This is a genomic window from Pseudomonas sp. LBUM1664 (assembly GCF_059695895.1).
Genome location: NZ_CP166791.1, coordinates 2,779,307 through 2,802,423 on the forward strand (window position 1 = coordinate 2,779,307; position 23,117 = coordinate 2,802,423).

Sequence of the window (23,117 nt, forward strand, 5' to 3'; positions counted from 1 at the left end):
AAAAGCCGTGGGTTATTTGGGATACAGCGGCGGCAACCCACTGTCACCCAGCGGGTCCTTGGAACGTTCCGCAGCAGGAATGGTGCGAATGGCGCGCCACAGGTCTTCGCCTTGCCAGTGCTGGCCGGTCTCGCTGTAGAGCGCGCCGTTGAGGCCGTCCAAGGCGTCGGACAGCGGTACGAAGCGCGCCGCCATGTCGGCCAGGGTTTCCGGTTGTTGCCGGGCCCAGGCGTCCAGTGCCTGGCGGGTGGCGTGGGGGTCGTTGGCCAGGCAGGCACGCTTGAGGTCGTCCAGCAGGGTACGGGGGCTCGGCCCGGCCTGGGTCGCGCGCAGGATTGCCGGCTGCCAGCGGGCACGCCACCACAGGCCGAAACCGAGCAACGTCGTGCAGGCCAGAACGAAGGTGCTCAGTTGCCAATACCATAGGGTGTCGCTGTCGACGTTCGTCACGACCTGAGGCGTGCCCGGCGGTGTGTCCACCATCAGGCTTGGGTTGTTCGCCACTTGCAGGGTTCGCGCCGGGAGGCTGGTGCGGTCCAGGTGGTCCTCCAGGGTGTTCCACCAGACCACTTCCACCGGCGGCAGCTCGATGGTGCCGCTGCGGTTGGGCACCAGGGCCTCGCGGTCTTCGCGGCTGCCGACCAACCCGCGTTCACTGCTGCGGCTGCTGAGTACCGGCTGGTCGGGGTAGCGCCGCAGGCCGTTGATTTCAGTGGCCGGCAGGGGCGGCAACTGGGCGCTGGTCAGGCCTTCGGCTTCCAGGGTCAGGCTGCGGGTCAGGGAGTCGCCCACCTGGCTGTGGGTCGGTTCCGGGCTCCAACTCTCGCTCAAGGAAAGGCTGCGTGCGGGTATCCAGGGCACATCGGCCGGATAGCTGGCAGGCTTGGGGTTGACGGTGAGCAGCAGTTGCTCGGAGCTGACGCGCATCAACTGACCGGGTTTCGGCCCCGCCGGTGCTGCGCCTTGGGCCACCGGCTCGACCAGGGTGGCGCTGAAGGTCTGGGCCGGGATCGTCAGCTCGCCGCTGCGCTGCGGGTAGATGCCATAACGCAGCTCGATCACGCCGTGGCGCACGTCATTGATGACTTTTTCGTAGGTGCGTGATTCGCCAAGCTGTTCGGTGCGCGCATCGGGGATGTGCAGCGGCGTCAGGCTGCTGTCGTCGTACAGCGACACCGAATGGTAGATGCGCAGGGTCAGGATCGCCTGGGCTTGCACATACACGCTGGTTTGGTCGAGGCTGGCCTCGATGAACACCGGCGCCAGAGTGCCGGAGGCATTGCGGGTTTCGCTCTCGATCACTTGCAGGGTGATGGGCTGGCTGGTGACTTCTCCCAGTTGCAGGGGCGGAATGATCACGGTGCCGCTCTGGCGTGGCAGCAGCGTCACAATCCAGCGGGTCGTGGCGCGGTTCTCACCGTCCAGGGTGGTCAGCTGGTTGACCTGGCGGGTGCCGCGCACATCGAACAGGGCCTGAAGCGGGCTCAGGTCGGGTTTGCCGAACAGCGTGGCGTCATTGGATTCCAGGGTCAGTTCCACCGTTTCCCCGGAGTTCAGGCGGCCGCGATCCACGCTGGCGGTCAGCTGTGCAGCCTGGGTTCCAGAGGCCCAGAGCAGCAAGACGAGGAGGTAGGCGGTGAAGCGGGTCATTGGGTTTTTCCCTGGGCCTGATGGCTTTGCTGTTCATACCAGAATTTACGTCTGAGCAGTTCGCCCGGATTATCCGGGATCTGGCGCAGCCATTGCTCAAGCGCCTGGCGCTGCTCTTCTTCATTGCGCTGGCCAGCGGCGGGCCGCAGCGGCGGTGTGGTGGTGCGCTCATCGGACAGCTCGCTGCCCGGCACATCCTGGGCGCCGGGCGGTGATGCTGTCTGGGCTGCCTGGGATTCGTCCGGCGTCTCGGTTGCTTCGGAGGACGGCTGCCCCTGCTCGGAAGACTGGGTTTGTGTATCGGCATCCGGCGATTGTTCGGCGGGGCCCTGTTCCTCGCTCTTGGCAGGCTTGGGCTCTTGCGGTGGCGGTGCCTGCTCTTTCAACAGGCTTTCCACCAGCGCCTTGTTCGTTTGGGCAGGGCGTAGATCCGGTTGCAACTCCAGGGCCTGTTCATAGGCATCCAGCGCGGCTTCCAGTTCGCCGCTCCTGGCCAGGGCATTGCCGCGATTGTAATGGGCGCGGGCGTCGGAGCCTTCGGCAAAGCGTCGGGCGGCCTCGGTGTAGCTGCCGGCTTCGTACAGGGCGACGCCTTGCCATTGGCGATCCTCGAAGTGGGCAGCGGCCTCGGCCGGGCGCTTTTGCTTGAGCAAATGTTGACCCTGCTGGTCGGCGCGCAACCACAGGTCCTGGAATTCGAAGGCATGACTGGTTTGCGGCAGTACGAACAGCAGCGGCAGGCAGAACAGCCAGCCTCGACGGCCGGCGCAGGCGGCCAGCAGCAACAGCGGCAGAAGCAGCCAGTAACCTTGGTCGGCCCAGGTGTCCAGGCGCAACGTCTGACCGTCGCTGCGCAGATGGCGAGGGCCGTCCAGCAGGCCCAGGCCGCGCAGGTCGCTGTCGTCCAGGCGTGCCGGACGGTAACGGCCGTCCAACTCATTGGCGAAGGATTTGAGGCTCGGGCTGTCCAGGCGCGGCACCAGAATCGCGCCCTTGTCATCCTTGAGATAACTGCCATCGTCCTGGGCCACCGGTGCGCCTTCCCGAGTGCCGATGCCAAGCATCAACAATCGTGTGGCGGAACCGTCCAGAACCTGGCGAATGCCCTGGCGTTCCTGCTCGCTCAACGACGAACCGATCAGCAGAATCCTGCCGTGGCCAAGTTCGCCCTGGTCCAGCAAGGCCATGGCCTTGTTGATCGCCAGGTCGGCGCGATGGCCGCTTTGCGGCATGATCGAGGGCGCGAGGGCTTCGAGCAGGTTGGCGCTGGTGGACAGGTCGTCGGACAGCGGTACCAGCGTGTGGGCGCTGCCGGCATAGACGATGATCGCGGTCTGGGCGTCGCTGCGGTTATGCAGCAAGTCCAGCACCTTGCGCCGAGCCTGTTCCAGGCGTGTGGGCGGTACGTCGGTGGCGAGCATTTCCGGGGTCAGCTCCAGCACCACCACCAGCGGGTCGGCGGGTTTTTGGCTGGTCTGTTCGACTCGTGCCCAGCTTGGTCCCAGCAACGCCAGCACCATCAACAGCCAGCCCAGACCCAGGGCAATCCACGGCAGCTTGCTTTCACGGCCGTTGCCGCCGCTGAGCAGCACGGCATGAAACGCCGCAGGCAGGATCAACTGCCAGCGGCCCACCCGTTTCTGCCGATGCCACAGTTGCCAGAGCAACCAACCCAACAAGGGCAGCAGCAACACGAACCAGGGGCGCAGCCAATGCGGCCAGAAGGCGATCATCGGCGCCTCCGCAGGCGCAGGCGCTTGAGCCGCTGGCGCCATTCGGTGTGTTGGGCCGTTTGGAACAGTGGCTGGTTGAACAGACGCTGCAATGGGTTATCCGGCCAGCGTTCCCGGGCCACCAGCAACACACTCAACAGCAGCGCTACGGCCAAAGGCCAATGATAAAGTGCCAGGGCGGGGCGGGCCTGGGTCGGTTGCTGGGCCACCGGTTCGAGCTGGTCAAGGGTGGTCTTGATCGCCAGCAGTTGTTCACCATCCTGGGCGCGGAAATACCGGCCCCCGGTGACTTGGGCGATGTCCTTGAGTGTTGGTTCGTCCAGGTCCAGGCTCGGGTTGACGCCAAGGAAGCCCGCCGTACCGCTTTGTTCCGGGTCGGCACCCATGCCGATCGGGTAGATTTTCACGCCTTCGTCGGCGGCCAACCGGGCGGCGGTCAGCGGGTCGATTTCGCCGCCGTTGTTGGCGCCGTCGGTGACCAGGATCAGCACGCGGCTGTGTGCCGGGCGCTGACGCAGGCGCTTGAGGGCCAAGCCGATGGCGTCACCGATGGCGGTGTTCTTGCCGGCGATGCCGATGCGCGCTTCGTCGAGCCAGCGTCGCACGGTGTGGCGGTCGAAGGTCAGCGGCGCCTGCAGATAGGCCTGGCTGCCGAACAGGATCAGGCCGACCCGGTCACCTTCGCGACCCTCGAGGAAATCCCCCAGCATATGCTGGACCAGCGTGAGGCGACTGACTTCTTCGTCTTTCCATTGCATGTCGGGAAAATCCATGGAGCCCGAGACATCCACCGCCACCAGCAGATCACGGCCGCTGGCGGCAATGGGCAATGGCTCGCCCAGCCACTGTGGGCGGGCGGCGGCAATCAGCAGCAGTAGCCAGAGCAGGATGAAGGGGGCCTGCTGACGCCAGGTCGGCAGATTGGCCCGGGCTCGCCGCCCCACCAGGCCCTCGAGGTCCTCCAGGAAACTGACCTTGAGCGCCGGCTCGCCGCTGTCCGCCGCCGGCAGCACCAGGCGCATCAGCCAGGGCAGCGGCAATAACGCGAAGACCCACGGCCAGGCGAACTCAAACATGTTTGCGAATCCAGATGTCGACGGCTTGGGTCAGGCCGGCGATGGCTTTGTCGTCGAGCTTGCATTCGGGTTTGTAGGCACCTTCCACCAACACCATCCAGCGGGTCAGGCCGGCTGCCGGGCAGCGGTTATCCAGGAAGGCCAGCCATTTACGCCCGTTGAGGGTGTGGCTCTGGCTGTAAGGGTAGTGGTTGCGGCACAGGCGCTTGAGCAGCCCATTGAGCTGTTGCAGCCAGGCTCCGGCCGGCGCGCCGTCGTAGGGTTTGGGCAGCAGGGCGAGTTCGGCCAGGGCGGCCAGGCGCACTGGGTCCAGAGGCTGTTCGGCCCGGGCGACGCTGCGTTTGGCGGGAATGAAACGGCGCAACTGCCACAGGCCCAAGCCCAGCAACGGCAACAATACCAGCATTAACCACCAACCCGGCGCCGGAGGCCAGAAGCCGATGGGGGGGGGCGCCATCAGCGGCTGCAACTGATCGAGGCTGATCATCGGCTTTTCCCCGCCCGCTTGGGGTTCAGGTATTCGCGCAGTTGTTCGACCATGTCGCCCTGGGTGCTCAAGGGCATCAGCAGAATCCGCAGTTTTTGCGCCAACAACTCCCAGCGCTCCAGGCGTGCCTCGGCTTGGGCGCGGTAGGTCTGGCGCAGTTCGAAATTCAGGGTGTCGAGCTCCAACTGTGCGCCGTGCTGGGCGAAACGCAGCAACCCGGCGGCGGGCAGAGCATGATCCAGCGGGTCCGACAGCGGCAGCAGCAACAGATCGCAATGGCGCGACAGCAGGCTCAACTGCTGCTCGGCGCTGTCGGACAGCGCTCGTTCGTCGCAAATCACGATCACCAGGCTGCCGGGCCGTAGCACTTCTCGGGCCCGGCGCAGGGCGATACCGAACGAGTCGCGGTCCGGTTCGCCTTCGGTGTGCAGCGACTGATTGACCCGCACCAGGCGATTGAGCAATTGCAGAAGGCTTTGTTTGCTGCGCCGGGGCTTGACCTCGTAATGGGTGTTATTGCCGAACACCAGCCCGCCGACCCGGTCGTTGTGACCCAGCGCAGCCCAGCCGATCAGGCTGGCGGCCTGGGCAGCCAGCACCGATTTGAACATCAGCCCAGAGCCGAAGAACAGGCGATGGCTTTGCTCGATCATGATGAAGATCGGCCGCTCACGCTCTTCGTGGAACAGTTTGGTGTGGGGCTCCTGGGTGCGGGCGGTGACGCGCCAATCAATGGTGCGCACATCGTCGCCAGCCTGATAGACCCGCACCTGGTCGAAATCCACTCCGCGCCCGCGCAGCTTGGAATGGTGCAGGCCAATCAGCGGGCTGCGCTGGCCGGGCGTCGAGAACAACTGCACCTCGCGCACGCGATGGCGCATCTCGATCAGATCCGAAAGGCTGACGCGGATGCCCGGGGCCGGCGCCAGTGGGTTATTCATGCCTGGCCACTCAAGCGACAGCGACGACGTCGAGAATCCGCTGCACGACGCGGTCCTGATCGATGCCCGCGGCTTCGGCTTCGAACGACAGGATGATGCGATGGCGCAGTACGTCGAACAGCACGGCCTGAATGTCTTCCGGGCTGACAAAGTCGCGTCCGGCCAGCCAGGCGTGCGCACGGGCGCAGCGATCCAGGGCAATGGAGCCCCGCGGGCTGGCGCCGTAGGCGATCCACTCGGCCATTTCCGGGTCGAACTTGGCCGGGGTGCGGGTGGCCATGACCAGTTGCACCAGGTATTCCTCCACGGCATCGGCCATGTACAACCCGAGGATTTCCTTGCGGGCGGAGAAAATCGCCTGCTGGCTCACCCGACGCTCGGGTTTGGTTTCGCCGTTCAGCGCCTCACCCCGAGCCTGCTGCAGAATGCGACGCTCCACCGCAGCATCAGGGAAGCCGATTTTGACATGCATCAGAAACCGGTCGAGCTGGGCTTCAGGCAGCGGGTATGTGCCTTCCTGCTCAATCGGGTTCTGCGTGGCCATCACCAGGAACAGCGGCGACAGTTCATACGTGCTACGTCCGACGCTGACCTGCCGCTCGGCCATCGCCTCAAGCAAGGCCGACTGGACCTTGGCCGGGGCGCGGTTGATTTCGTCCGCCAGCACCAGGTTGTGGAAGATCGGCCCTTGCTGGAACACGAAACTGCCGGTTTCCGGACGATAGATTTCCGTGCCGGTAATGTCGGCGGGCAGCAGGTCGGGGGTGAACTGGATACGATGGAATTGCGCTTCGATGCCCTCGGCCAACTCTTTGATGGCCTTGGTCTTGGCCAGCCCCGGTGCGCCTTCCACCAGCATATGGCCGTCGGCGAGCAGGGCGATGAGCAGGCGCTCGATGAGTTTTTCCTGGCCGAGAATCTGCGTTGAAAGAAAGGTTCGCAGCGCAAGCAGCGCTTCACGATGTTCCATCGGTGACTGTTCCTGGAAAGGGTGGCCCCGCACGTTCGGATAACGCCGGGGCTGGGGACGTTACTTTAATGCATGGCAGGGGGTGGCGACTAACGGGATTTTGTTTGGCGTGCAGAATTGTGATCGGCTTGGATTCAATGTGGGAGCCGAGCTTGCTCGCGATGACGGCGAGCCTGACCCACCGCTATCGCGAGCAAGCTCAGCTCCCACAGGCACTGGTGTCCACATCTATTCCTGTATTTTGGCTAGTGCTGTGTCCGAATGTCATTCAGCAACAATTTGATTGCCGGTCTGTCGACCAGCTCCTGCCAAGGCCCGTCGTCAACAATTGCGCCGTTGTGCAGGACGATTACCCGATCAAAGCGCAGCAGATGATCGAAATCATGAGTGACACAAATTAACCCGCGTTCGGCGAAGATATCGAACAGCAGGTCCCATAAGGAAGCGGTCAGCCCAGGCTCGATGGATGCACTGGGTTCATCGAACAAATTGAATCGTCCAGGCCTGTTAATCAGCCGCAGCAGTGACAGGCGCTTGGCTTCACCGCCAGAAATATTCGATGCGTGTTCACTGATGGACCGTTCAGAGACAATTTCCTGTAGCTGCAGTCGTCGTATTGCCTGGTCGAGGCGAGGCGACGTTTTAGCGCCGAACAGAACCGACCTTTCGAACGGCCCTTCCAGAAAACAGGGTTGCTGAGGGCAGTACCTCAATGCATTCAAATGGGTGCGAGGGTTCAGTTGCGAAACGGGGGTCGCGTCGATCCGCAGCTGGTTTCGCGTTTCTTGATCGAGACCTGCTAGAACTTCCAGCAGGGTAGACTTGCCCGCACCGCTCTGACCGATGATCGCCACTGATTGACCTTGCATAAATGTCAGGCTTTGTGTGATCGACAAACGAACATCGCCATTTTCGGTCAGTGCGCACGGATCAAGAGTCAATGTCGATGCCCCCTGAAAAATGACTTCCGATTGCCGATCGCAGTGGTCGAAGTTTGGGAGCAAAAGCAGGTTTTGAAGTCGACGCTGGTCGGCAAGAAACTGATCCAGCACACGATAGCCCTCCGTCAACGCGGCGATATTGAGTAAATAACTGCCCGCTATGGAAAAAATGGCTACCAGTTGTCCGACACTGATGCTGGGCCGGCTCGACAGTTGATCAACAACCCCCCATCCGAGTAATCCGCCCGTGGAGAGGCTGACGAACAGAATCTTGGCGGCGCTCAAAAAACCACCGGAGGTTGCCGCAATCACCGCCGCATTGGCGTAGCCCTTGAAAGCCTCGTTTAACGGCTGTGTTGCGGTAGGCTCGGCGTTTTCCAGCTTTATTGCTTTGCCGGCATTGAGTGTGCTGTACAAATGGGCGCTTAATTCATCTTCCTGCTCGTTGACAGCATCAATGTGTTTCCTGCGCCATCTGATAATTTTGTGGGTGACAATCAGGTAGATGATTCCTAAACCGGTCATGCCCACAAAAACTTCACTGCCTCCCATATAAAGAAAAGCACCGCCAACGATCAGGAATTCCAGACACAATGGCAATCCGACGGTGACAAAGAACGTCAGCAGTTGTTCGTGAGCGGTAATGCCACGTTCAACCGACTTTATGAAGTGACCGATCCGCCACGAATTGAACCGGGCGAACTCCTTGCGCATAAGGTTTGCCAGCCACTCAATAGACGCGGCCATGACAATCTGCTGGACGAGCTTGGATAGGAAGTGGATCTGCAGTGGGCTGATGATCGCTTGGATGCATCCGGCGACAACAAGGCCTGCCGTGAGCGTGAGCAGCGTATTAGGTGTTGCATGTTTTTCACCGTATAACGCGTCGACAATTGTTCCTAGGAGCAAGGGTGGGGCAAGGGCGATGAGTTTGAGTGCTATGATTGTTACGATGGTTGTTATTAGAAGAGTCGTATGTTTCTCGCAGGCAGTTCTAATAAGCGTTTGCATGGGATGCATACGACCGTCCGTGATTATTTTGTGGGTTGATGGTTTTAATTGCTGCGCAATACGTGCTGGGGTACAACGAGGCGCCCATTTCTAATTATGTTGAAGCGCTCAAGTCCTGGAATATAGACCTGGGTGACGATGCTGTTGCTTGAAAAACTAACTACAGTTCTGTGAAATATTTTTTGTTGGAGTCTGACAGGGCTTTGTGTAACGTATCTAATTGAGTTGAGACGGTTTCGGTGTAGTCGTTTAGCGGACAGTCAAGCTCAGGAAGATTTAGTGTTTTAACTGGCGCTAAGTCGATTAAATTTTTGAGGTTTTTTGAGCATGACAGTAGGTTAAAAGTCTTTCTGTCCATGGATTCTTCAAAAACGTCATATAATTCCCGGGATTGGAACTGTTCGGTCACCGCTCTCTGAATGGCTGTGCAGATGTCCAGCGAACAGCCTGAGCCAATGGCTGATAGATGCTGGTCACCTGGACCTGCTTTGGGAAATGCAACGGCAAAGTAAACGGATAATACGTCCTTTATAATAATGATCTGCAATTCATTGGCGGGCTCCAAGGCGAATGGGTTGTTTAATAGCGCCTTGGTAAGCAAGCTCGTAGATGGTTTGTATAGCTCCATTCTGGGGCCGATTTCGCACACCGCCATGAAGAAAAGGGATAGGACATGTCGCTCGATGATTTCCTGGGTGCCATGCAACAGAGCTTCGTTCTCCGTACAACCAAAAGCAATGCCTGAGTTGGATGAGTAACGAGATAGAAATTGCACGGTAGAACTGGCGCTGTTGGAGATGTTTCGTGCTGCAGCAGGGCAGAGAAGAGCGCTTGGGGCAATGAGATTTTCTTTTTTGTCTAGGGATGTAAGTGTGAAGCAGCCTATGGGTTCCGCGCTGTAGGGCAGGCAGGTAAAAAAGCCGTCGTCTTTAGCTGCTTTCTGAGAGGCGATGTTATCGGTGCAATGCCATGTTGATTCATTGGCAGGGGTTTGAAAGGTGCTGAAGTGCTCAATGCTTTCTGCCAGCGCACCTATTAGTGAGTCTGGCCCTTTACCTGCGTCGGACTCAATAAGGTTGTTGTCACTGTCAAAAAGTTCCGCTGTTGCTACTAGTCTGGAAGGTATCGTATATCGTGCCTCGGCTCTGAGGCCAAGTGTGTTGAGGGTAGACATGATATTGAACAGAGCATCGGTAGGTGTTAGTTCGCGTTCAGACATAGGGGCCTCTGGTTTTTTTGGGTGCCGAAAGGTAATAATCTTTCGGCACCTGTTAGCAGACTCTTAGTCGTGCACTGACTTCAGTTAGTCAGGGAGGCGAAAAAGTTGGCTTCAGTTGTCAGAAGTTCTTTGGAAAAGCCCATTGTCTGCGGCAGATCATCAAAGGTGTTTATTTCGGAACGTTTGCTACCCATATCATTTACTCCTCTGTTGATTATTCAGTGTCGCGTAGCGATCACCTAACTTGCGTGTTTTTGTGCAAGTGCATAATTAATAACAGTGGGCTTTTGATTGGGCTAGGGCGCAACTTCCGATGCTGGCGTAGGCCTGTTCTTGGCGATCGGTAGGACGCGACTGTGGGAAGATGAGTTTTGTTGAAAATGTCTTTTTTTGGCCTCTGTTTCAATGATTTTAAAGGTTTACTCCCCTTGCAGGATAATAGTGGGAGAGTGCTTGGGCAGGACTTAAGGGGGGCCTGTCAGGCGAGCAATAACCATCCCGAACAAACCCCTGTGACGAGGGGGGTATCCCCGTTGGGCTGAAGCAGCCCCAGTATTGTTACTTCAATCAGCCAGGTACACCGGGGTCAGGTTTTCAGGGCTGCTGCGCAGCCCAGCGGGGGTAAATCCCCTCGCCACAAAAGCTGCGCCCGGCTTCATTCTCTTGGACAAACGCCTCAGCTCTTCCACGCCCCCAGGTTCACCAGATTCACCGGCCGCTCACCCGCCAATGCCATCAACAGATTGTCCACCGCACAACGCGCCATTGCCTCCCGTGTCTCGTGGGTGGCCGAGCCCATGTGCGGTGTCGCCACCACGTTGTCCATTTGCAATAACGGCGAATCCGGACTCAAGGGTTCGCGCTCGAACACATCCAGCCCCGCACCACGGATCTGCCCGTTGCGCAGGGCGTCGATCATCGCCGCTTCATCCACCACCTTGCCCCTGGAGATATTGATGAAAATGGTTTCAGGGCGCATCTGCGCAAATGCTTGAGCACCAATCAGGCCTTGGGTCTCAGCCGTCAGGGGCAACGTCAGGCAAATGAAGTCCGCCTGCTGCAACAGGGTTTCGAGGCTGCAGTAGCGTGCGCCGAAACGCTGTTCGACTGCGGGTTTGGGCGAGTGGCTGTGGTAGATCACCGGCATGCCGAAGCCGAAGTGCCCGCGCTGGGCCAAGGCTTCGCCGATGCGTCCCATGCCAATGATGCCCAGGGTCTTGCCATGGACATCGCTGCCAAAATGCTTGGGGCCTATGCTCTGTTGCCACCCGCCTGCGCGGACCAGGTTTGCCAGTTCCACCACGCGTCGGGCCGTCGCCAGGATCAGCGCAAAACCGGTGTCTGCGGTGGTCTCGGTCAGCACGTCCGGGGTGTTGCTGAGCAGGATCCGGCGTTCGGTCAGGTAATCGATGTCGTAGTTGTCGACCCCCACCGAGACGCTTGCGATGGCTTGCAGGTTCGGCGCCAGGTCCAGCAACGGTGCATCCAGCTTGAGGCTGGCACCCAGCAGGCCATTGGCGGTGGGCAAGGCGTTGCGCAGTTGCGCCAGGCCCTGCACATCGAGGCGTTCGATGAGGGTGACTTGGGCCTGCGCTTGCAAACGGGCCATCAATTGCGCTGACAGCGCTTTGTATAACACCACGTGCTTTTTCATGGGAGGCTCTCGATTCAGGGATGGGCGGGCGCCGAGTGGGGCGTCGCGGTTTTGGACACTGCCCGGTCGCTGGCGCCGGGCTTGAGGGCGAGGGTCAGCACCACTGACAGCAGCAACGCGCCGCTCATCAGCAGAAAGGACATGCCAGGGGAGCCGGTCGAACCGTTGAGGTAGCCCACCAGGTACGAACCGCCGAACGAACCCAGCGCGCCCATGCTGTTGATCAACGCCATGGCACCGCCGGCGACGTTGGCTGGAAGGATTTCCGGAACGATGGCAAAAAACGGCCCGTACGGTGCGTACATACAAGCCCCGGCGACCACCAGCAAGCCATAGGACCACCAGAAATGTTCAGGCCCCAGCAGGTATGAGGCGTAGAACGCGATGGAGGCGATCAGCAGCGGTGGCCAGACGAAGCGCTTGCGCTTCTGTGCCTTGTCCGACGCCCAGGACACGACCAGCATGCCAACCACCGCCGCCAGGTACGGCAACGACGACAGCCACCCGGCCTCGACCATGCTCATCTGCAGGCCAGCCTTGAGGATTGACGGCAACCACAGCACGAACCCGTAGACCCCGATGCTCCAGCAGAAAAACTGCATTGCCAGGATGATGACCTGGGGGGAGCGGAAGGCCTCGGCATAGTTTTTCACGGCCTTGATACCGACTTGTTCGGCCGCCAGTGCGCTTTCCAGGTCCTGTTTTTCCTGGTCGCTGAGCCACTTGGCCTGGGACGGACGATCATCCGCCAGGCGCCACCAGATAAAGGCCCAGAGCACCGCCGGCAGGCCTTCGATGATGAACATCCAGCGCCAGTCGAATTGCTGCACCAGATAACCCGACACCACCGACATCCACAGCATGGTCACCGGGTTGCCGAGGATCAGGAAGGTATTGGCGCGCGAGCGTTCGGCCCGGGTGAACCAGTGGCAGAGATACACCAGCATGGCTGGCATCACGGCGGCTTCGACCACACCGAGCATGAAGCGGATCACGATCAGCCAGTACGCGTTGGAGACTACGCCAGTCAGCGTCGCCAGCGATCCCCAGAGGATCAGGCTGACGAAGATCAGCTTTTTCACGCTGTGTTTTTGCGCGTAGATCGCCCCCGGCACCTGAAAGAAAAAGTAGCCGAGGAAAAACAGTGCGCCGAGCAATGACGACAGCCCCGGGGTGATCATCAGATCCGCGGCCATGCCCGAGGCGGCGGCGAACCCGTAATTGGCCCGGTCCAGGTAGGCCAGGCTGTAGGTGATGAACACGATGGGCATGATGTACCACCAGCGACGGGTGGCGAGGTTGAGCGTTTGCATGTCGTTGACTCCTGAGCTTGTTGTTTTTTTTGCAGCAGGTGTGTTTACGGTGTGTGTCAGGCCTTTATCGCGAGCAGGTTCACCTCGAACCCATGTGGGAGCTAGCCTGCTCGCGATCGACGCTTTCGAATTCGGCCAGTAACTCGGCGCGCGTCGGCAATCCCTCCATGTCTCCACGGCTCTGTATCGCGCGGCTGCCAATCCAGTTGGCGCGCTGCACTGCACCGGTGATACCGCGGCTTTCCAGCAGCCCACTGATCAGGCCGACGGCGAAGCCATCACCGGCGCCCACGGTGTCCACCACTCGGGCGACCGGTACGCCAGCGACAACACCTTGGTCCAGTTGCGTACGGTAATAAGCACCGTCCGCGCCGAGCTTGATCACTACGGCCTCGGCGCCTTGGTCCAGGTAGAACGCAGCGATGTCGGCCGGGTCGTCGAAGCCGGTCAGCAGCCGGCCTTCGCCGAGCCCCGGCAAGACCCAGTGGGCGAGGGCGGCGAGGCGATTGATTTCGCGAATCATCATCGACTCGCTGGCCCACAGGCTCGGCCGCAGGTTGGGGTCGAACGACAGGCTGCGGCCGGCGTTGCGCAGGCGGGTCATCAACTCAAAGGACATCTCGCGGGCCGTGACTGATAGCGCCGGCACAATGCCGGTGGCGTGTAAGTGACGGGCACCGAGCAGCGTTGGTGCGATGGATTCGATCGACAGGTGACTGGCCGCCGAGCCGCGACGGAAATACTCCACTTGCGGGTCGCTGCCATCGTCGGTGCGGGATTTGAACTGAAAACCGGTGGGGCGTGCCGGATCGACCGCCACGTGGTGACAATCCAGGCCTTCGTTCTCCAGCGTCTGCACCACGAAACGTCCCAGGGAGTCGGCGCCGACCCGGCTCAGCCATGCCACCTTGAAGCCCAGCCGCGACAGACCGATGGCCACGTTGCTGTCGGCCCCGGCGATGCGTTTGTGAAATTGATTGATGCTGGCCAGGTCACCGCTTTGGTCGGCCACCAGCATCGCCATGGTTTCGCCGAACGACAACACATCGAACTCAGACATGGGCACGCTCGCGACGCGATAGCCCGAGGCGGGAAAGGGTGGCGACATGTTCAGCGGTCACTTGCAGCAGGTCGTCGCCTTGTAGCGGGTACTCGGCGGCGCGCATCACGTCTGCTGGCATCTGCTTGAGCAGTTGTTCCCACAGATGCAGGTCTGTCATGGCCGGAGGCACGGCGATCAGTTTACCGTCGGCGCGCCGGGCCACCGCCTTGCAATGCACATAAGTCACATGCCGTCCGAGCTGTCGGGCCGCCACGGCGGCCGATTGGTCCTGCCATTGCCAGTTGCCAATGTCGAAGGTCATGCCGATGGGCAACGCCTGCTGCTCGATCTCGGCGAAGAAACGTTGCAACGGTTCGATCCGTCCGCCCTGCAAGGTCTGATCGTTCTCCACCAGCAACTGCACCGGGTTTGCGGCAAGCGCATCCGCCAGGGCCGACAGGTCATGGGAATCGGTGAAATGGCCGAGGGAGACTTTCAGCCATGTCGAGCCGAACGTCTCGGCACATTGCAAGGCACGCGACAGGGCGGGATTGGGCCTGGACTGGCCGGCGAGCCACAGCTCAAGTGGCGACGAGAAAATACTTTGCAGTCCTTGGGCCCGTGCGCCAGCGGCCAGTTCAGCGGGTTGTTCGGTGGTGAGCAATTCCTCGCGCCATTCAATTCGCGAGGCACCAGCGGCGGCCAACAGATCGATGAAACTGCCTTGGCCTCTTTGCCGCACCAAGTCGGCACCGTAGCTGGAGAGGCTGATGGAAACAGGTGGTTTGTTCATTGTTTTTGTACCTCTGAAACCGGTTTCAGTTTTGTTCAAAAAAAAGGTTGTGCTTGAGGGCATCATCGCGAGCAGGCTCGCTCCCACATGGGATCTTCAGTGCAACGCAGATCCGGTGTGGGAGCGAGCCTGCTCGCGATAGCGCCCTCACCATCACCGACCATTCCCAAGCGTCGACCCACGCTCAATCAACCGCGCCGCAAAATCCAGGGTCCGCACTGGTCCGTTGTCACCGCGCAAGCGCTTGAGCAAACACTCGAACGCACTGGCGCCGATCTCGGCCGTCGGTTGGGCCAGGGCGGTGATGCCGCTACCCACCAACGGGTACCAATCCAGGTCGTCGAGGGCGATCAGGCCCACGTCGTCGAACAAGTGACAACCCAGGTCGCGCAATACTTGGGTGGCGGCCAGCGCGGCAATGCCGTTGGCGCAAAACAGCGCCTTGGGGCCATGGCCCGGCTGGGCAAGGAAGGTCTTGATGCGCGCGGCCAACTGATCGCAGGTTTCCACCACGGCGCCGGCCAGGGCAGGGCGCCGCTTGATGCCGGCCTGGAAACTGTCGACCCGCTCGATCCGCGAGCTGGTGCCGTCGAACGGCTCGGTCACCAGCAGCAGATCGCTGTAGCCCCGTTGTTCGAGGTGATCGAGGGCCATCTCGACGGCCGCCGGATTGTCCAGCCCCACCAGGTCGCTTTCGAGCCGATCGACCTTGCGATCCACCAGCACCAGGGGCATTTCGCTACGCAGTTCGAAGAGTTCATCACGGTGATGACCCAAGGTATTCACGATCAACCCTTCGATGTTGTAGGCGCGCAACAGCGCCAGGTGCTGGCGTTCCTGCTCGTCATCGCGGTCGGTGTTACACACCACCAGGCTATAGCCATGGCGACGACAGGCTGTTTCCACGCCATGCATCACGGCAATTGAATAAGGGTTGCGGATATCGGCCACCAGCATGCCGATCAGGCGGGTGCGCCCGCGTTTGAGGCCGCGGGCCATCTGGTTTGGGCGGTAGCCCAGTTCGCTGATCGCCTGCTCGATGCGCCGGGCGATGGCCTCGGAGAGCAGGGCGCGGTCCTCGCCAATGAAACGCGAGACGCTGGCCTTGGAGACCCCGGCGCGTTCGGCGACGTCAAGCATGGTCACGCGGCTGCGCTGGGCGGCGGAGAAAGAATTCACGGATTAAAACCTGCCTATTGGATTTATTAGTGGCTCTGAAACCGGTTTCAGGAAACATCAGAATCCAGTCGGTCGTCAAGGGCGTCGCAACGCGAGAGCGACCGACGGTGGTTCGTTTTGTGGTAACGACCCGCGCCTTGGGCCGGGTGCGGTGAGGGGAATGCTCTCGAACCCTTGTGGCGAGGGAGCAAGCTCCCTCGCCACAGGGATTACCAAACATCCTGTGTTGCATTCCTGGCGTCCCAGGCTCAGAGCAGGCTTATATAGGTGCCCGTACCCTTGAGAATGTTCTGCAACGTCAGTTCCACTTCCGCCAGATCAGCCGCATCGGTGTCATGGGTGATTTCCAGCATATCGTGGCCATCGAGCGCATCGGCGTCGGCCGCTGCAATTTCAATCAGCAGGCGGGTAGGGCTTAGGGTGACCTTTACACCCTCCAGCGTCGAAGGCTCGCCATCGAGGGCGATTTCCAGTTCGTCTTCGTCGGGGTAGCGGGTCATCAGGAACATTTCGCCCTGGCTGCTGTGGCAGCAGAGCATGGCCATGTTGTCTTCTTCGTCGTCGCACGGGTTGGCGATCAGAAGGGCGGTGGTCATTTGCATGGTGAGGGTTCCTGGCTCGATGAGCCTTGCAAGGTGCAAAAAGTGGATTCTGCCAGCCCGAGCGATTTTGTGCAGGGTTCCCGCCGTCAAACTGCAAGATCCGGGTGCGACTATATGCCAAGCAGATCACAGGCCTGGCCGTGGATTTCACGCCGCGAGGTGCCGTTTGGGCCTTGGGCTGCTAGGGTTGTTCGAGGCGTACCGGCTGTTTAGCTAGCCGATGACCGAATATGTCGCAGCGCTGCAAGCAGGCACGTTGTCGCACTCGTTAAGCTGCGCAACGGATGTGCACCTGCAAAGAGCATCGTGAGTGTTTTTTGCAGGTGTTCATTACATGGAAATTACATGGAAAAGGAATGTGACCTGCGGGTCTCGTCCAGCTTCACCCACCTGTCATCCTGTTTCCTCTGCCCGAGAATCAGGAACGGGATGGCCGACAGCCCCGAAACGGGTTGCACGCGACGCTTCCATCAATAACAAGCCCAAGCGGAGTACCACAGATGGCGTTCTTCACCGCAGCCAGCAAAGCCGACTTCCAGCACCAACTGCAAGCGGCACTGGCGCAGCACATCAGTGAACAGGCACTGCCACAAGTGGCGCTGTTCGCTGAACAATTCTTCGGCATCATTTCCCTCGATGAACTCACCCAGCGCCGGTTGTCCGACCTCGCCGGCTGCACCCTGTCTGCCTGGCGCCTGCTTGAGCGCTTCGATCACACGCAATCGCAGGTGCGTGTCTACAACCCCGATTACGAACGCCACGGCTGGCAGTCGACTCACACCGCGGTGGAAGTGCTGCACCACGATTTGCCGTTCCTGGTGGATTCGGTACGCACCGAGCTGAACCGTCGCGGCTACAGCATTCATACCCTGCAAACCACCGTGCTGAGCGTGCGTCGCGGCAGCAAGGGCGAGTTGCTGGAAGTCTTGCCAAAAGGCACCCAGGGCGACGGCATTGTGCAAGAGTCGCTGATGTACCTGGAAATCGATCGCTGCGCCAACGCCGCCGAACTCAACGTCCTGAGCAAGGAACTTGAGCAAGTGCTGGGCGAAGTGCGAGTGGCGGTGGCCGATTTCGAACCGATGAAAGCCAAGGTCCAGGAAATCCTCGCCGGCCTGGACGATAGCGCCTACGCCATCGATGCCGACGAAAAAAGTGAAATCAAGAGCTTCCTGGAATGGCTGGTGGGCAACCACTTCACCTTCCTCGGCTACGAAGAGTTCGTGGTCCGTGACGAAGCCGATGGCGGTCACATCGAGTACAACCCCGATTCCTTCCTCGGCCTGACCAAACTGCTGCGCGCCGGCCTCACCGCCGATGACCTGCGCATCGAAGACTACGCCGTCAATTACCTGCGCGAACCGACCCTGCTGTCGTTCGCCAAGGCAGCACACCCAAGCCGCGTACACCGTCCGGCCTACCCGGACTACGTGTCGATCCGTGTCATCGACGCCGACGGCAAGGTCATCAAGGAATGCCGCTTCATGGGCCTGTACACCTCCTCGGTGTATGGCGAGAGCGTGCGGGTCATTCCGTACATCCGCCACAAGGTCGAAGAAATCGAACGTCGCTCGGGCTTCCAGGCCAAGGCACACTTGGGCAAGGAACTGGCCCAAGTGGTCGAAGTACTGCCCCGTGACGACCTGTTCCAGACCCCGGTGGACGAGCTGTTCAGCACCGTGATGTCCATCGTGCAGATCCAGGAACGCAACAAGATCCGCGTGTTCCTGCGCAAAGACCCGTATGGCCGTTTCTGCTACTGCCTGGCCTATGTGCCACGCGACATCTATTCCACCGAAGTGCGCCAGAAAATCCAGCAAGTACTGATGGATCGTCTGAAAGCCTCGGATTGCGAGTTCTGGACCTTCTTCTCCGAATCGGTGTTGGCCCGCGTGCAGTTGATCCTGCGAGTGGACCCCAAAAACCGTCTCGACATCGACCCGGTGTTGCTGGAAAAAGAAGTGGTTCAGGCCTGCCGCAGCTGGAAGGACGACTACTCCAACCTGGTGATCGAAAGCTTCGGCGAAGCCCAGGGCACCAACGTACTGTCCGATTTCCCCAAAGGCTTCCCGGCCGGCTACCGTGAGCGTTTTGCTGCGCACTCGGCCGTGGTCGACATGCAGCATCTGCTGAGCCTGAGCGAAAAAAATCCGCTGGTCATGAGTTTCTACCAGCCGCTGGGCCAGGTATCCGGCCAGCGCGAACTGCATTGCAAGCTGTATCACGCCGACACGCCGCTGGCGTTGTCCGATGTGCTGCCGATCCTGGAAAACCTCGGCCTGCGCGTGCTGGGTGAGTTCCCGTACCGCCTGCGCCACACCAATGGCCGCGAGTTCTGGATCCATGATTTTGCCTTCACCGCCGCCGAAGGCCTGGACCTGGACATCCAGCAGCTCAACGACACCTTGCAGGATGCCTTCGTCCACATCGTGCGTGGCGATGCCGAGAACGATGCGTTCAACCGCCTCGTGCTGACTGCCGGCCTGCCATGGCGCGACGTGGCACTGCTGCGTGCCTACGCCCGTTACCTGAAGCAGATTCGCCTGGGCTTCGACCTGGGTTACATCGCCAGTACTTTGAACAACCACACGGACATCGCTCGCGAACTGACCCGGTTGTTCAAGACCCGCTTCTACCTGGCCCGCAAACTCAGCGGCGACGACCTGGAAGACAAGCAGCTGCGCCTGGAACAGGCGATCCTCACGGCCCTGGACGACGTTCAGGTGCTCAACGAAGACCGCATCCTGCGTCGCTACCTGGACCTGATCAAGGCCACCCTGCGGACCAACTTCTACCAAACCGATGCCAACGGTCAGAACAAGTCCTACTTCAGCTTCAAGTTCAACCCGCACTTGATCCCGGAACTGCCCAAGCCGGTGCCCAAGTTCGAGATCTTCGTGTACTCGCCACGGGTCGAAGGCGTGCACCTGCGCTTTGGCAACGTTGCCCGCGGCGGCCTGCGCTGGTCTGATCGTGAAGAAGACTACCGCACCGAAGTGCTGGGCCTGGTGAAGGCTCAGCAAGTGAAAAACTCGGTGATCGTGCCGGTGGGCGCCAAGGGTGGATTCCTGCCGCGTCGCCTGCCACTGGGCGGCAGCCGGGACGAGATCGCAGCCGAGGGCATCGCCTGCTACCGCATCTTCATCTCGGGCCTGTTGGACATCACCGACAACCTCAAGGAGGGCGCGCTGGTGCCGCCGGCCAACGTCGTGCGTCATGACGACGATGACCCGTACCTGGTGGTGGCGGCGGACAAAGGCACTGCGACCTTCTCCGACATCGCCAACGGCATCGCCATCGATTACGGCTTCTGGCTGGGCGATGCGTTTGCCTCCGGCGGTTCGGCTGGCTACGACCACAAGAAAATGGGCATCACCGCCAAGGGCGCGTGGGTTGGCGTTCAGCGTCACTTCCGCGAGCGCGGCATCAATGTCCAGGAAGACAGCATCACCGTGGTGGGCGTCGGCGACATGGCCGGCGACGTGTTCGGTAACGGCTTGTTGATGTCCGACAAGCTGCAACTGGTCGCGGCATTCAACCACTTGCATATTTTCATCGATCCAAACCCTACGCCTGCCAGCAGCTTTGCCGAGCGCCAGCGTCTGTTCGACTTGCCGCGTTCGGCCTGGACCGACTACGACGCCAGCATCATGTCCGAAGGCGGCGGTATCTTCTCGCGCAGCGCCAAGAGCATCGCCATCTCGCCGCAGATGAAAGAGCGCTTCGACATCAAGGCCGACAAACTGACCCCGACCGAACTGCTGAACGCCTTGCTCAAGGCCCCGGTGGACCTGTTGTGGAACGGCGGTATCGGCACTTACGTCAAAGCCAGCACCGAAAGCCACGCCGATGTAGGCGACAAGGCCAACGATGCGCTGCGTGTGAACGGCAACGAGCTGCGCTGCAAGGTCGTGGGCGAGGGCGGTAACCTGGGCATGACCCAGCTGGGTCGCGTCGAATTCGGCCTGCATGGCGGCGCCACCAACACCGACTTCATCGACAACGCTGGCGGCGTGGACTGCTCCGACCACGAAGTGAACATCAAGATCCTGCTCAACGAAGTGGTGCAGGCCGGCGACATGACCGAGAAGCAACGTAACCAGTTGCTTGGCAGCATGACCGACGAAGTCGGTGGCCTGGTGTTGGGCAACAACTACAAGCAGACCCAGGCCCTGTCCCTGGCGGCGCGTCGCGCGTTTGTGCGCATCGCCGAATACAAGCGCCTGATGAACGATCTCGAAGCCCGGGGCAAGCTGGACCGCGCCATCGAGTTCCTGCCGACTGAAGACCAACTGGCCGAACGTGTCGCGGCAGGCCATGGCTTGACCCGTGCCGAACTGTCGGTGCTGATCTCCTACAGTAAGATCGACCTCAAGGAAGCGCTGCTCAATTCCCTGGTGCCGGACGACGAGTACCTGACCCGTGACATGGAGACTGCGTTCCCGCCGATGCTGGTAAGCAAGTTCTCCGAAGCCATGCGTCGCCATCGTCTCAAGCGCGAGATCGTCAGCACCCAGATCGCCAACGACCTGGTCAACCACATGGGCATTACTTTCGTCCAAAGGCTCAAAGAGTCTACGGGCATGAGTCCGGCGAACGTTGCTGGCGCTTATGTGATCGTTCGGGACATCTTCCATCTCCCGCACTGGTTCCGTCAGATCGAAGCCCTGGACCACCAGGTTTCGGCCGACGTGCAACTGGAGCTGATGGACGAGCTGATGCGCCTGGGCCGTCGCGCAACTCGCTGGTTCCTGCGCAGCCGCCGTAACGAGCAGAACGCTGCCCGTGACGTCGCTCACTTCGGTCCGCACCTGGCGGCGTTGGGCCTCAAGCTCGACGAACTGCTGGAAGGCCCGACCCGTGAAGGCTGGCAGACCCGTTACCAAGCCTACGTGGCGGCTGGCGTGCCGGAGCTGTTGGCCCGTATGGTTGCAGGCACCACCCACCTGTACACCTTGCTGCCGATCATCGAGGCGTCCGACGTCACCGGCCAGAACGCCGCCGATGTGGCCAAGGCCTACTTCGCCGTGGGCAGCGCCCTGGACATTACCTGGTACCTGCAACAGATCAGCGCACTGCCGGTGGAAAACAACTGGCAGGCACTGGCCCGTGAAGCGTTCCGCGATGACATCGATTGGCAGCAACGGGCGATCACCATCTCGGTCCTGCAAGAGGGCGACGGCACTCAGGACGTGGAAACGCGCCTGGCGCTGTGGCTGGAGCAGCATCGCAGCATGGTCGAGCGCTGGCGCGCCATGTTGGTGGACATCCGTGCCGCCAGCGGCACCGACTACGCCATGTACGCGGTCGCCAACCGCGAACTGCTGGACCTGGCGTTGAGTGGTCAGGCGGTCGTTACGGCCAACTGATCCTGGGTTGAATGAAAAAGCCCCGCATTGAGAGATGCGGGGCTTTTTTTTGGATTTGATTCCCGATTCATGAGCGAACAGAGATCCCTGTGCGTATTGTGTTGTGGTCGGTTAATTTTTCAGCGGAATCAACACCGCTTCATCCTCGCCCAGCACCATGAACACCAGCAGTTTCGCCGGCTGGGTCGCGCTGGCGTTTTTCGAAACCAGGTGCTCGGACCCTGCCGCCTCGTACCAGAATTCCCCAGCCTTGTAGGTGGTCGCCGGCTCGCCTTTGACCTGGGAAGTGATGGCGCCTTCGAGCACGTAGGCCATGGCTGTGCCCTCATGCTTGTGGGCAATGGACGACTGGCCTGGGGCGTAGTCGACGGTCAGCATCATGGCTTTTTTACCGGGCAGGTTTTTCAGCATCTGTTCCTGCAACACGGTGACCTTCTCCGAAGGCGCGGCTTCGTGGGCATAGGCCTGGGCGACGGGCAACAGGCTGAGAGCGGCGATCAGATAGAGGGTTTTCATGGCAGGTGGCCTTGGTGGTTTCGAGTGAGTTCGCGCTGTCGCGGCGATGGATTCACCCTAAGCCCCACGGTGGGGCAAACAAACGTCCAATCTTTCGGAAGGCGGGTAGACCAATGCCGCGATCCACCAAACTTGAAAGGTAACCCTCCGTAGGAGCTGCCGAAGGCTGTGATCTTTTGATCTTTTGATCTTTTGCTTGAGATTTAATTGGATTGGACAAGATCGCAGCCTCGTTGCACTCGGCAGCTCCTACGGGCTCGGGGTGTCAGCTGTTGAAATCCACACTTCGGGCCAGGCGGTTGTCGATCAGGCTGATGAAGCCCTGCACCTCGGGGCAGTTGAAGTGGGCTTGCATCGCCGCTTCCGATTGCCAGCGGGCGCTGACGTTCCAGCGGTCGCCAGTCTCCGGGCAACGGTCAACCATGTAGGCATCGCAGCCCGGAAGCGCACGCAGGGTCTCAACGATTTGCTGCAACTGCCGGCCCAGTTCTTCCGAGCGACCGGCGGCGGCTTGCACCTGGACGGTATTGATCACTTGGCGAGACATTGTTCAGGCTCCTGAATCAAGTCGGACGGGGTTCGCTCAGCGATGAGCGACACCCATGCAGGATAGGCCTCCCG

At 60.6% G+C, this 23,117-nt stretch carries 17 protein-coding genes; 1 reads left to right on the plus strand and 16 read right to left on the minus strand.

Annotated elements, in window-relative coordinates:
• Positions 1 to 12: 12 nt before the first annotated feature.
• The 14 genes from ACA047_RS13060 to ACA047_RS13125 all read right to left on the minus strand — a co-directional run bounded on the left by ACA047_RS13060 (position 13) and on the right by ACA047_RS13125 (position 16,611).
• Entirely contained in the window at positions 13 to 1,650 is a 1,638-nt protein-coding gene (locus ACA047_RS13060; RefSeq protein WP_497359586.1) for a BatD family protein, read from the minus strand.
• On the minus strand, positions 1,647 to 3,383 hold the full coding sequence (locus ACA047_RS13065; RefSeq protein WP_497359587.1) for a vWA domain-containing protein: 1,737 nt from the start codon (positions 3,381 to 3,383) through the stop codon (positions 1,647 to 1,649). The genes ACA047_RS13060 and ACA047_RS13065 overlap by 4 nt, the downstream gene beginning before the upstream one ends.
• Entirely contained in the window at positions 3,380 to 4,459 is a 1,080-nt protein-coding gene (locus ACA047_RS13070) for a vWA domain-containing protein (protein ID WP_497359588.1), read from the minus strand. The genes ACA047_RS13065 and ACA047_RS13070 overlap by 4 nt, the downstream gene beginning before the upstream one ends.
• Positions 4,452 to 4,946: a DUF4381 domain-containing protein gene (locus ACA047_RS13075; RefSeq protein ID WP_497359589.1), complete on the minus strand. Its 495-nt coding sequence runs from the start codon at positions 4,944 to 4,946 to the stop codon at positions 4,452 to 4,454. Before ACA047_RS13075 ends, ACA047_RS13070 begins: the two co-directional genes overlap by 8 nt.
• On the minus strand, positions 4,943 to 5,887 hold the full coding sequence (locus tag ACA047_RS13080) for a DUF58 domain-containing protein (protein WP_497359590.1): 945 nt from the start codon (positions 5,885 to 5,887) through the stop codon (positions 4,943 to 4,945). The genes ACA047_RS13075 and ACA047_RS13080 overlap by 4 nt, the downstream gene beginning before the upstream one ends.
• A gap of 10 nt (positions 5,888 to 5,897) precedes the next feature.
• Positions 5,898 to 6,857 (minus strand): AAA family ATPase, encoded by a 960-nt coding sequence (locus ACA047_RS13085; protein WP_025213310.1) that lies wholly within the window; start codon positions 6,855 to 6,857, stop codon positions 5,898 to 5,900.
• 245 nt (positions 6,858 to 7,102) lie between these two features.
• Positions 7,103 to 8,818 (minus strand): ATP-binding cassette domain-containing protein, encoded by a 1,716-nt coding sequence (locus ACA047_RS13090; protein ID WP_497359591.1) that lies wholly within the window; start codon positions 8,816 to 8,818, stop codon positions 7,103 to 7,105.
• A gap of 151 nt (positions 8,819 to 8,969) precedes the next feature.
• Positions 8,970 to 10,028 carry a YcaO-like family protein gene (locus tag ACA047_RS13095; protein ID WP_497359592.1) on the minus strand — a complete coding sequence of 353 codons (1,059 nt, stop codon included), beginning with the start codon at positions 10,026 to 10,028 and terminating at the stop codon, positions 8,970 to 8,972.
• A gap of 676 nt (positions 10,029 to 10,704) precedes the next feature.
• Positions 10,705 to 11,682, minus strand: a complete 978-nt coding sequence (locus tag ACA047_RS13100) for a 2-hydroxyacid dehydrogenase (protein ID WP_497359593.1) — start codon at positions 11,680 to 11,682, stop codon at positions 10,705 to 10,707.
• Positions 11,683 to 11,696: 14 nt separating this feature from the next.
• The gene (locus ACA047_RS13105) at positions 11,697 to 12,995 is read right to left on the minus strand and encodes an MFS transporter (RefSeq protein WP_497359594.1); all 1,299 of its coding nucleotides are present in this window, start codon (positions 12,993 to 12,995) and stop codon (positions 11,697 to 11,699) included.
• Between the two features lie 79 nt (positions 12,996 to 13,074).
• Positions 13,075 to 14,055 carry a sugar kinase gene (locus tag ACA047_RS13110; protein ID WP_497359595.1) on the minus strand — a complete coding sequence of 327 codons (981 nt, stop codon included), beginning with the start codon at positions 14,053 to 14,055 and terminating at the stop codon, positions 13,075 to 13,077.
• Positions 14,048 to 14,830: a sugar phosphate isomerase/epimerase family protein gene (locus tag ACA047_RS13115; RefSeq protein WP_497359596.1), complete on the minus strand. Its 783-nt coding sequence runs from the start codon at positions 14,828 to 14,830 to the stop codon at positions 14,048 to 14,050. The genes ACA047_RS13110 and ACA047_RS13115 overlap by 8 nt, the downstream gene beginning before the upstream one ends.
• Positions 14,831 to 14,983: 153 nt before the next feature.
• Positions 14,984 to 16,009, minus strand: a complete 1,026-nt coding sequence (locus ACA047_RS13120) for a LacI family DNA-binding transcriptional regulator (protein ID WP_497359597.1) — start codon at positions 16,007 to 16,009, stop codon at positions 14,984 to 14,986.
• 248 nt (positions 16,010 to 16,257) lie between these two features.
• Positions 16,258 to 16,611 (minus strand): hypothetical protein, encoded by a 354-nt coding sequence (locus tag ACA047_RS13125; protein ID WP_497359598.1) that lies wholly within the window; start codon positions 16,609 to 16,611, stop codon positions 16,258 to 16,260.
• A gap of 500 nt (positions 16,612 to 17,111) precedes the next feature.
• On the opposite strand from ACA047_RS13125, the gene ACA047_RS13130 reads away from it, so the two are divergent.
• Positions 17,112 to 21,980, plus strand: a complete 4,869-nt coding sequence (locus tag ACA047_RS13130; protein ID WP_497359599.1) for an NAD-glutamate dehydrogenase — start codon at positions 17,112 to 17,114, stop codon at positions 21,978 to 21,980.
• A gap of 111 nt (positions 21,981 to 22,091) precedes the next feature.
• On the opposite strand, the gene ACA047_RS13135 is transcribed toward ACA047_RS13130, so the two are convergent.
• Both ACA047_RS13135 and ACA047_RS13140 read right to left on the minus strand, forming a co-directional pair.
• The gene (locus ACA047_RS13135) at positions 22,092 to 22,496 is read right to left on the minus strand and encodes a cupin domain-containing protein (protein ID WP_497359600.1); all 405 of its coding nucleotides are present in this window, start codon (positions 22,494 to 22,496) and stop codon (positions 22,092 to 22,094) included.
• A gap of 265 nt (positions 22,497 to 22,761) precedes the next feature.
• Positions 22,762 to 23,043, minus strand: a complete 282-nt coding sequence (locus ACA047_RS13140) for an antibiotic biosynthesis monooxygenase family protein (protein ID WP_497359601.1) — start codon at positions 23,041 to 23,043, stop codon at positions 22,762 to 22,764.
• Positions 23,044 to 23,117: the final 74 nt, after the last annotated feature.

Excerpts from the sequence above, each read along its gene's own strand:
- ACA047_RS13060 (WP_497359586.1), bottom strand. The coding sequence starts at position 1,650 with ATGACCCGCTTCACCGCCTACCTCCTCGTCTTGCTGCTCTGGGCCTCT.
- ACA047_RS13065 (WP_497359587.1), bottom strand. The coding sequence starts at position 3,383 with ATGATCGCCTTCTGGCCGCATTGGCTGCGCCCCTGGTTCGTGTTGCTG.
- ACA047_RS13070 (WP_497359588.1), bottom strand. The coding sequence starts at position 4,459 with ATGTTTGAGTTCGCCTGGCCGTGGGTCTTCGCGTTATTGCCGCTGCCC.
- ACA047_RS13075 (WP_497359589.1), bottom strand. The coding sequence starts at position 4,946 with ATGATCAGCCTCGATCAGTTGCAGCCGCTGATGGCGCCCCCCCCCATC.
- ACA047_RS13080 (WP_497359590.1), bottom strand. The coding sequence starts at position 5,887 with ATGAATAACCCACTGGCGCCGGCCCCGGGCATCCGCGTCAGCCTTTCG.
- ACA047_RS13085 (WP_025213310.1), bottom strand. The coding sequence starts at position 6,857 with ATGGAACATCGTGAAGCGCTGCTTGCGCTGCGAACCTTTCTTTCAACG.
- ACA047_RS13090 (WP_497359591.1), bottom strand. The coding sequence starts at position 8,818 with ATGCATCCCATGCAAACGCTTATTAGAACTGCCTGCGAGAAACATACG.
- ACA047_RS13095 (WP_497359592.1), bottom strand. The coding sequence starts at position 10,028 with ATGTCTGAACGCGAACTAACACCTACCGATGCTCTGTTCAATATCATG.
- ACA047_RS13100 (WP_497359593.1), bottom strand. The coding sequence starts at position 11,682 with ATGAAAAAGCACGTGGTGTTATACAAAGCGCTGTCAGCGCAATTGATG.
- ACA047_RS13105 (WP_497359594.1), bottom strand. The coding sequence starts at position 12,995 with ATGCAAACGCTCAACCTCGCCACCCGTCGCTGGTGGTACATCATGCCC.
- ACA047_RS13110 (WP_497359595.1), bottom strand. The coding sequence starts at position 14,055 with ATGTCTGAGTTCGATGTGTTGTCGTTCGGCGAAACCATGGCGATGCTG.
- ACA047_RS13115 (WP_497359596.1), bottom strand. The coding sequence starts at position 14,830 with ATGAACAAACCACCTGTTTCCATCAGCCTCTCCAGCTACGGTGCCGAC.
- ACA047_RS13125 (WP_497359598.1), bottom strand. The coding sequence starts at position 16,611 with ATGCAAATGACCACCGCCCTTCTGATCGCCAACCCGTGCGACGACGAA.
- ACA047_RS13130 (WP_497359599.1), top strand. The coding sequence starts at position 17,112 with ATGGCGTTCTTCACCGCAGCCAGCAAAGCCGACTTCCAGCACCAACTG.
- ACA047_RS13135 (WP_497359600.1), bottom strand. The coding sequence starts at position 22,496 with ATGAAAACCCTCTATCTGATCGCCGCTCTCAGCCTGTTGCCCGTCGCC.
- ACA047_RS13140 (WP_497359601.1), bottom strand. The coding sequence starts at position 23,043 with ATGTCTCGCCAAGTGATCAATACCGTCCAGGTGCAAGCCGCCGCCGGT.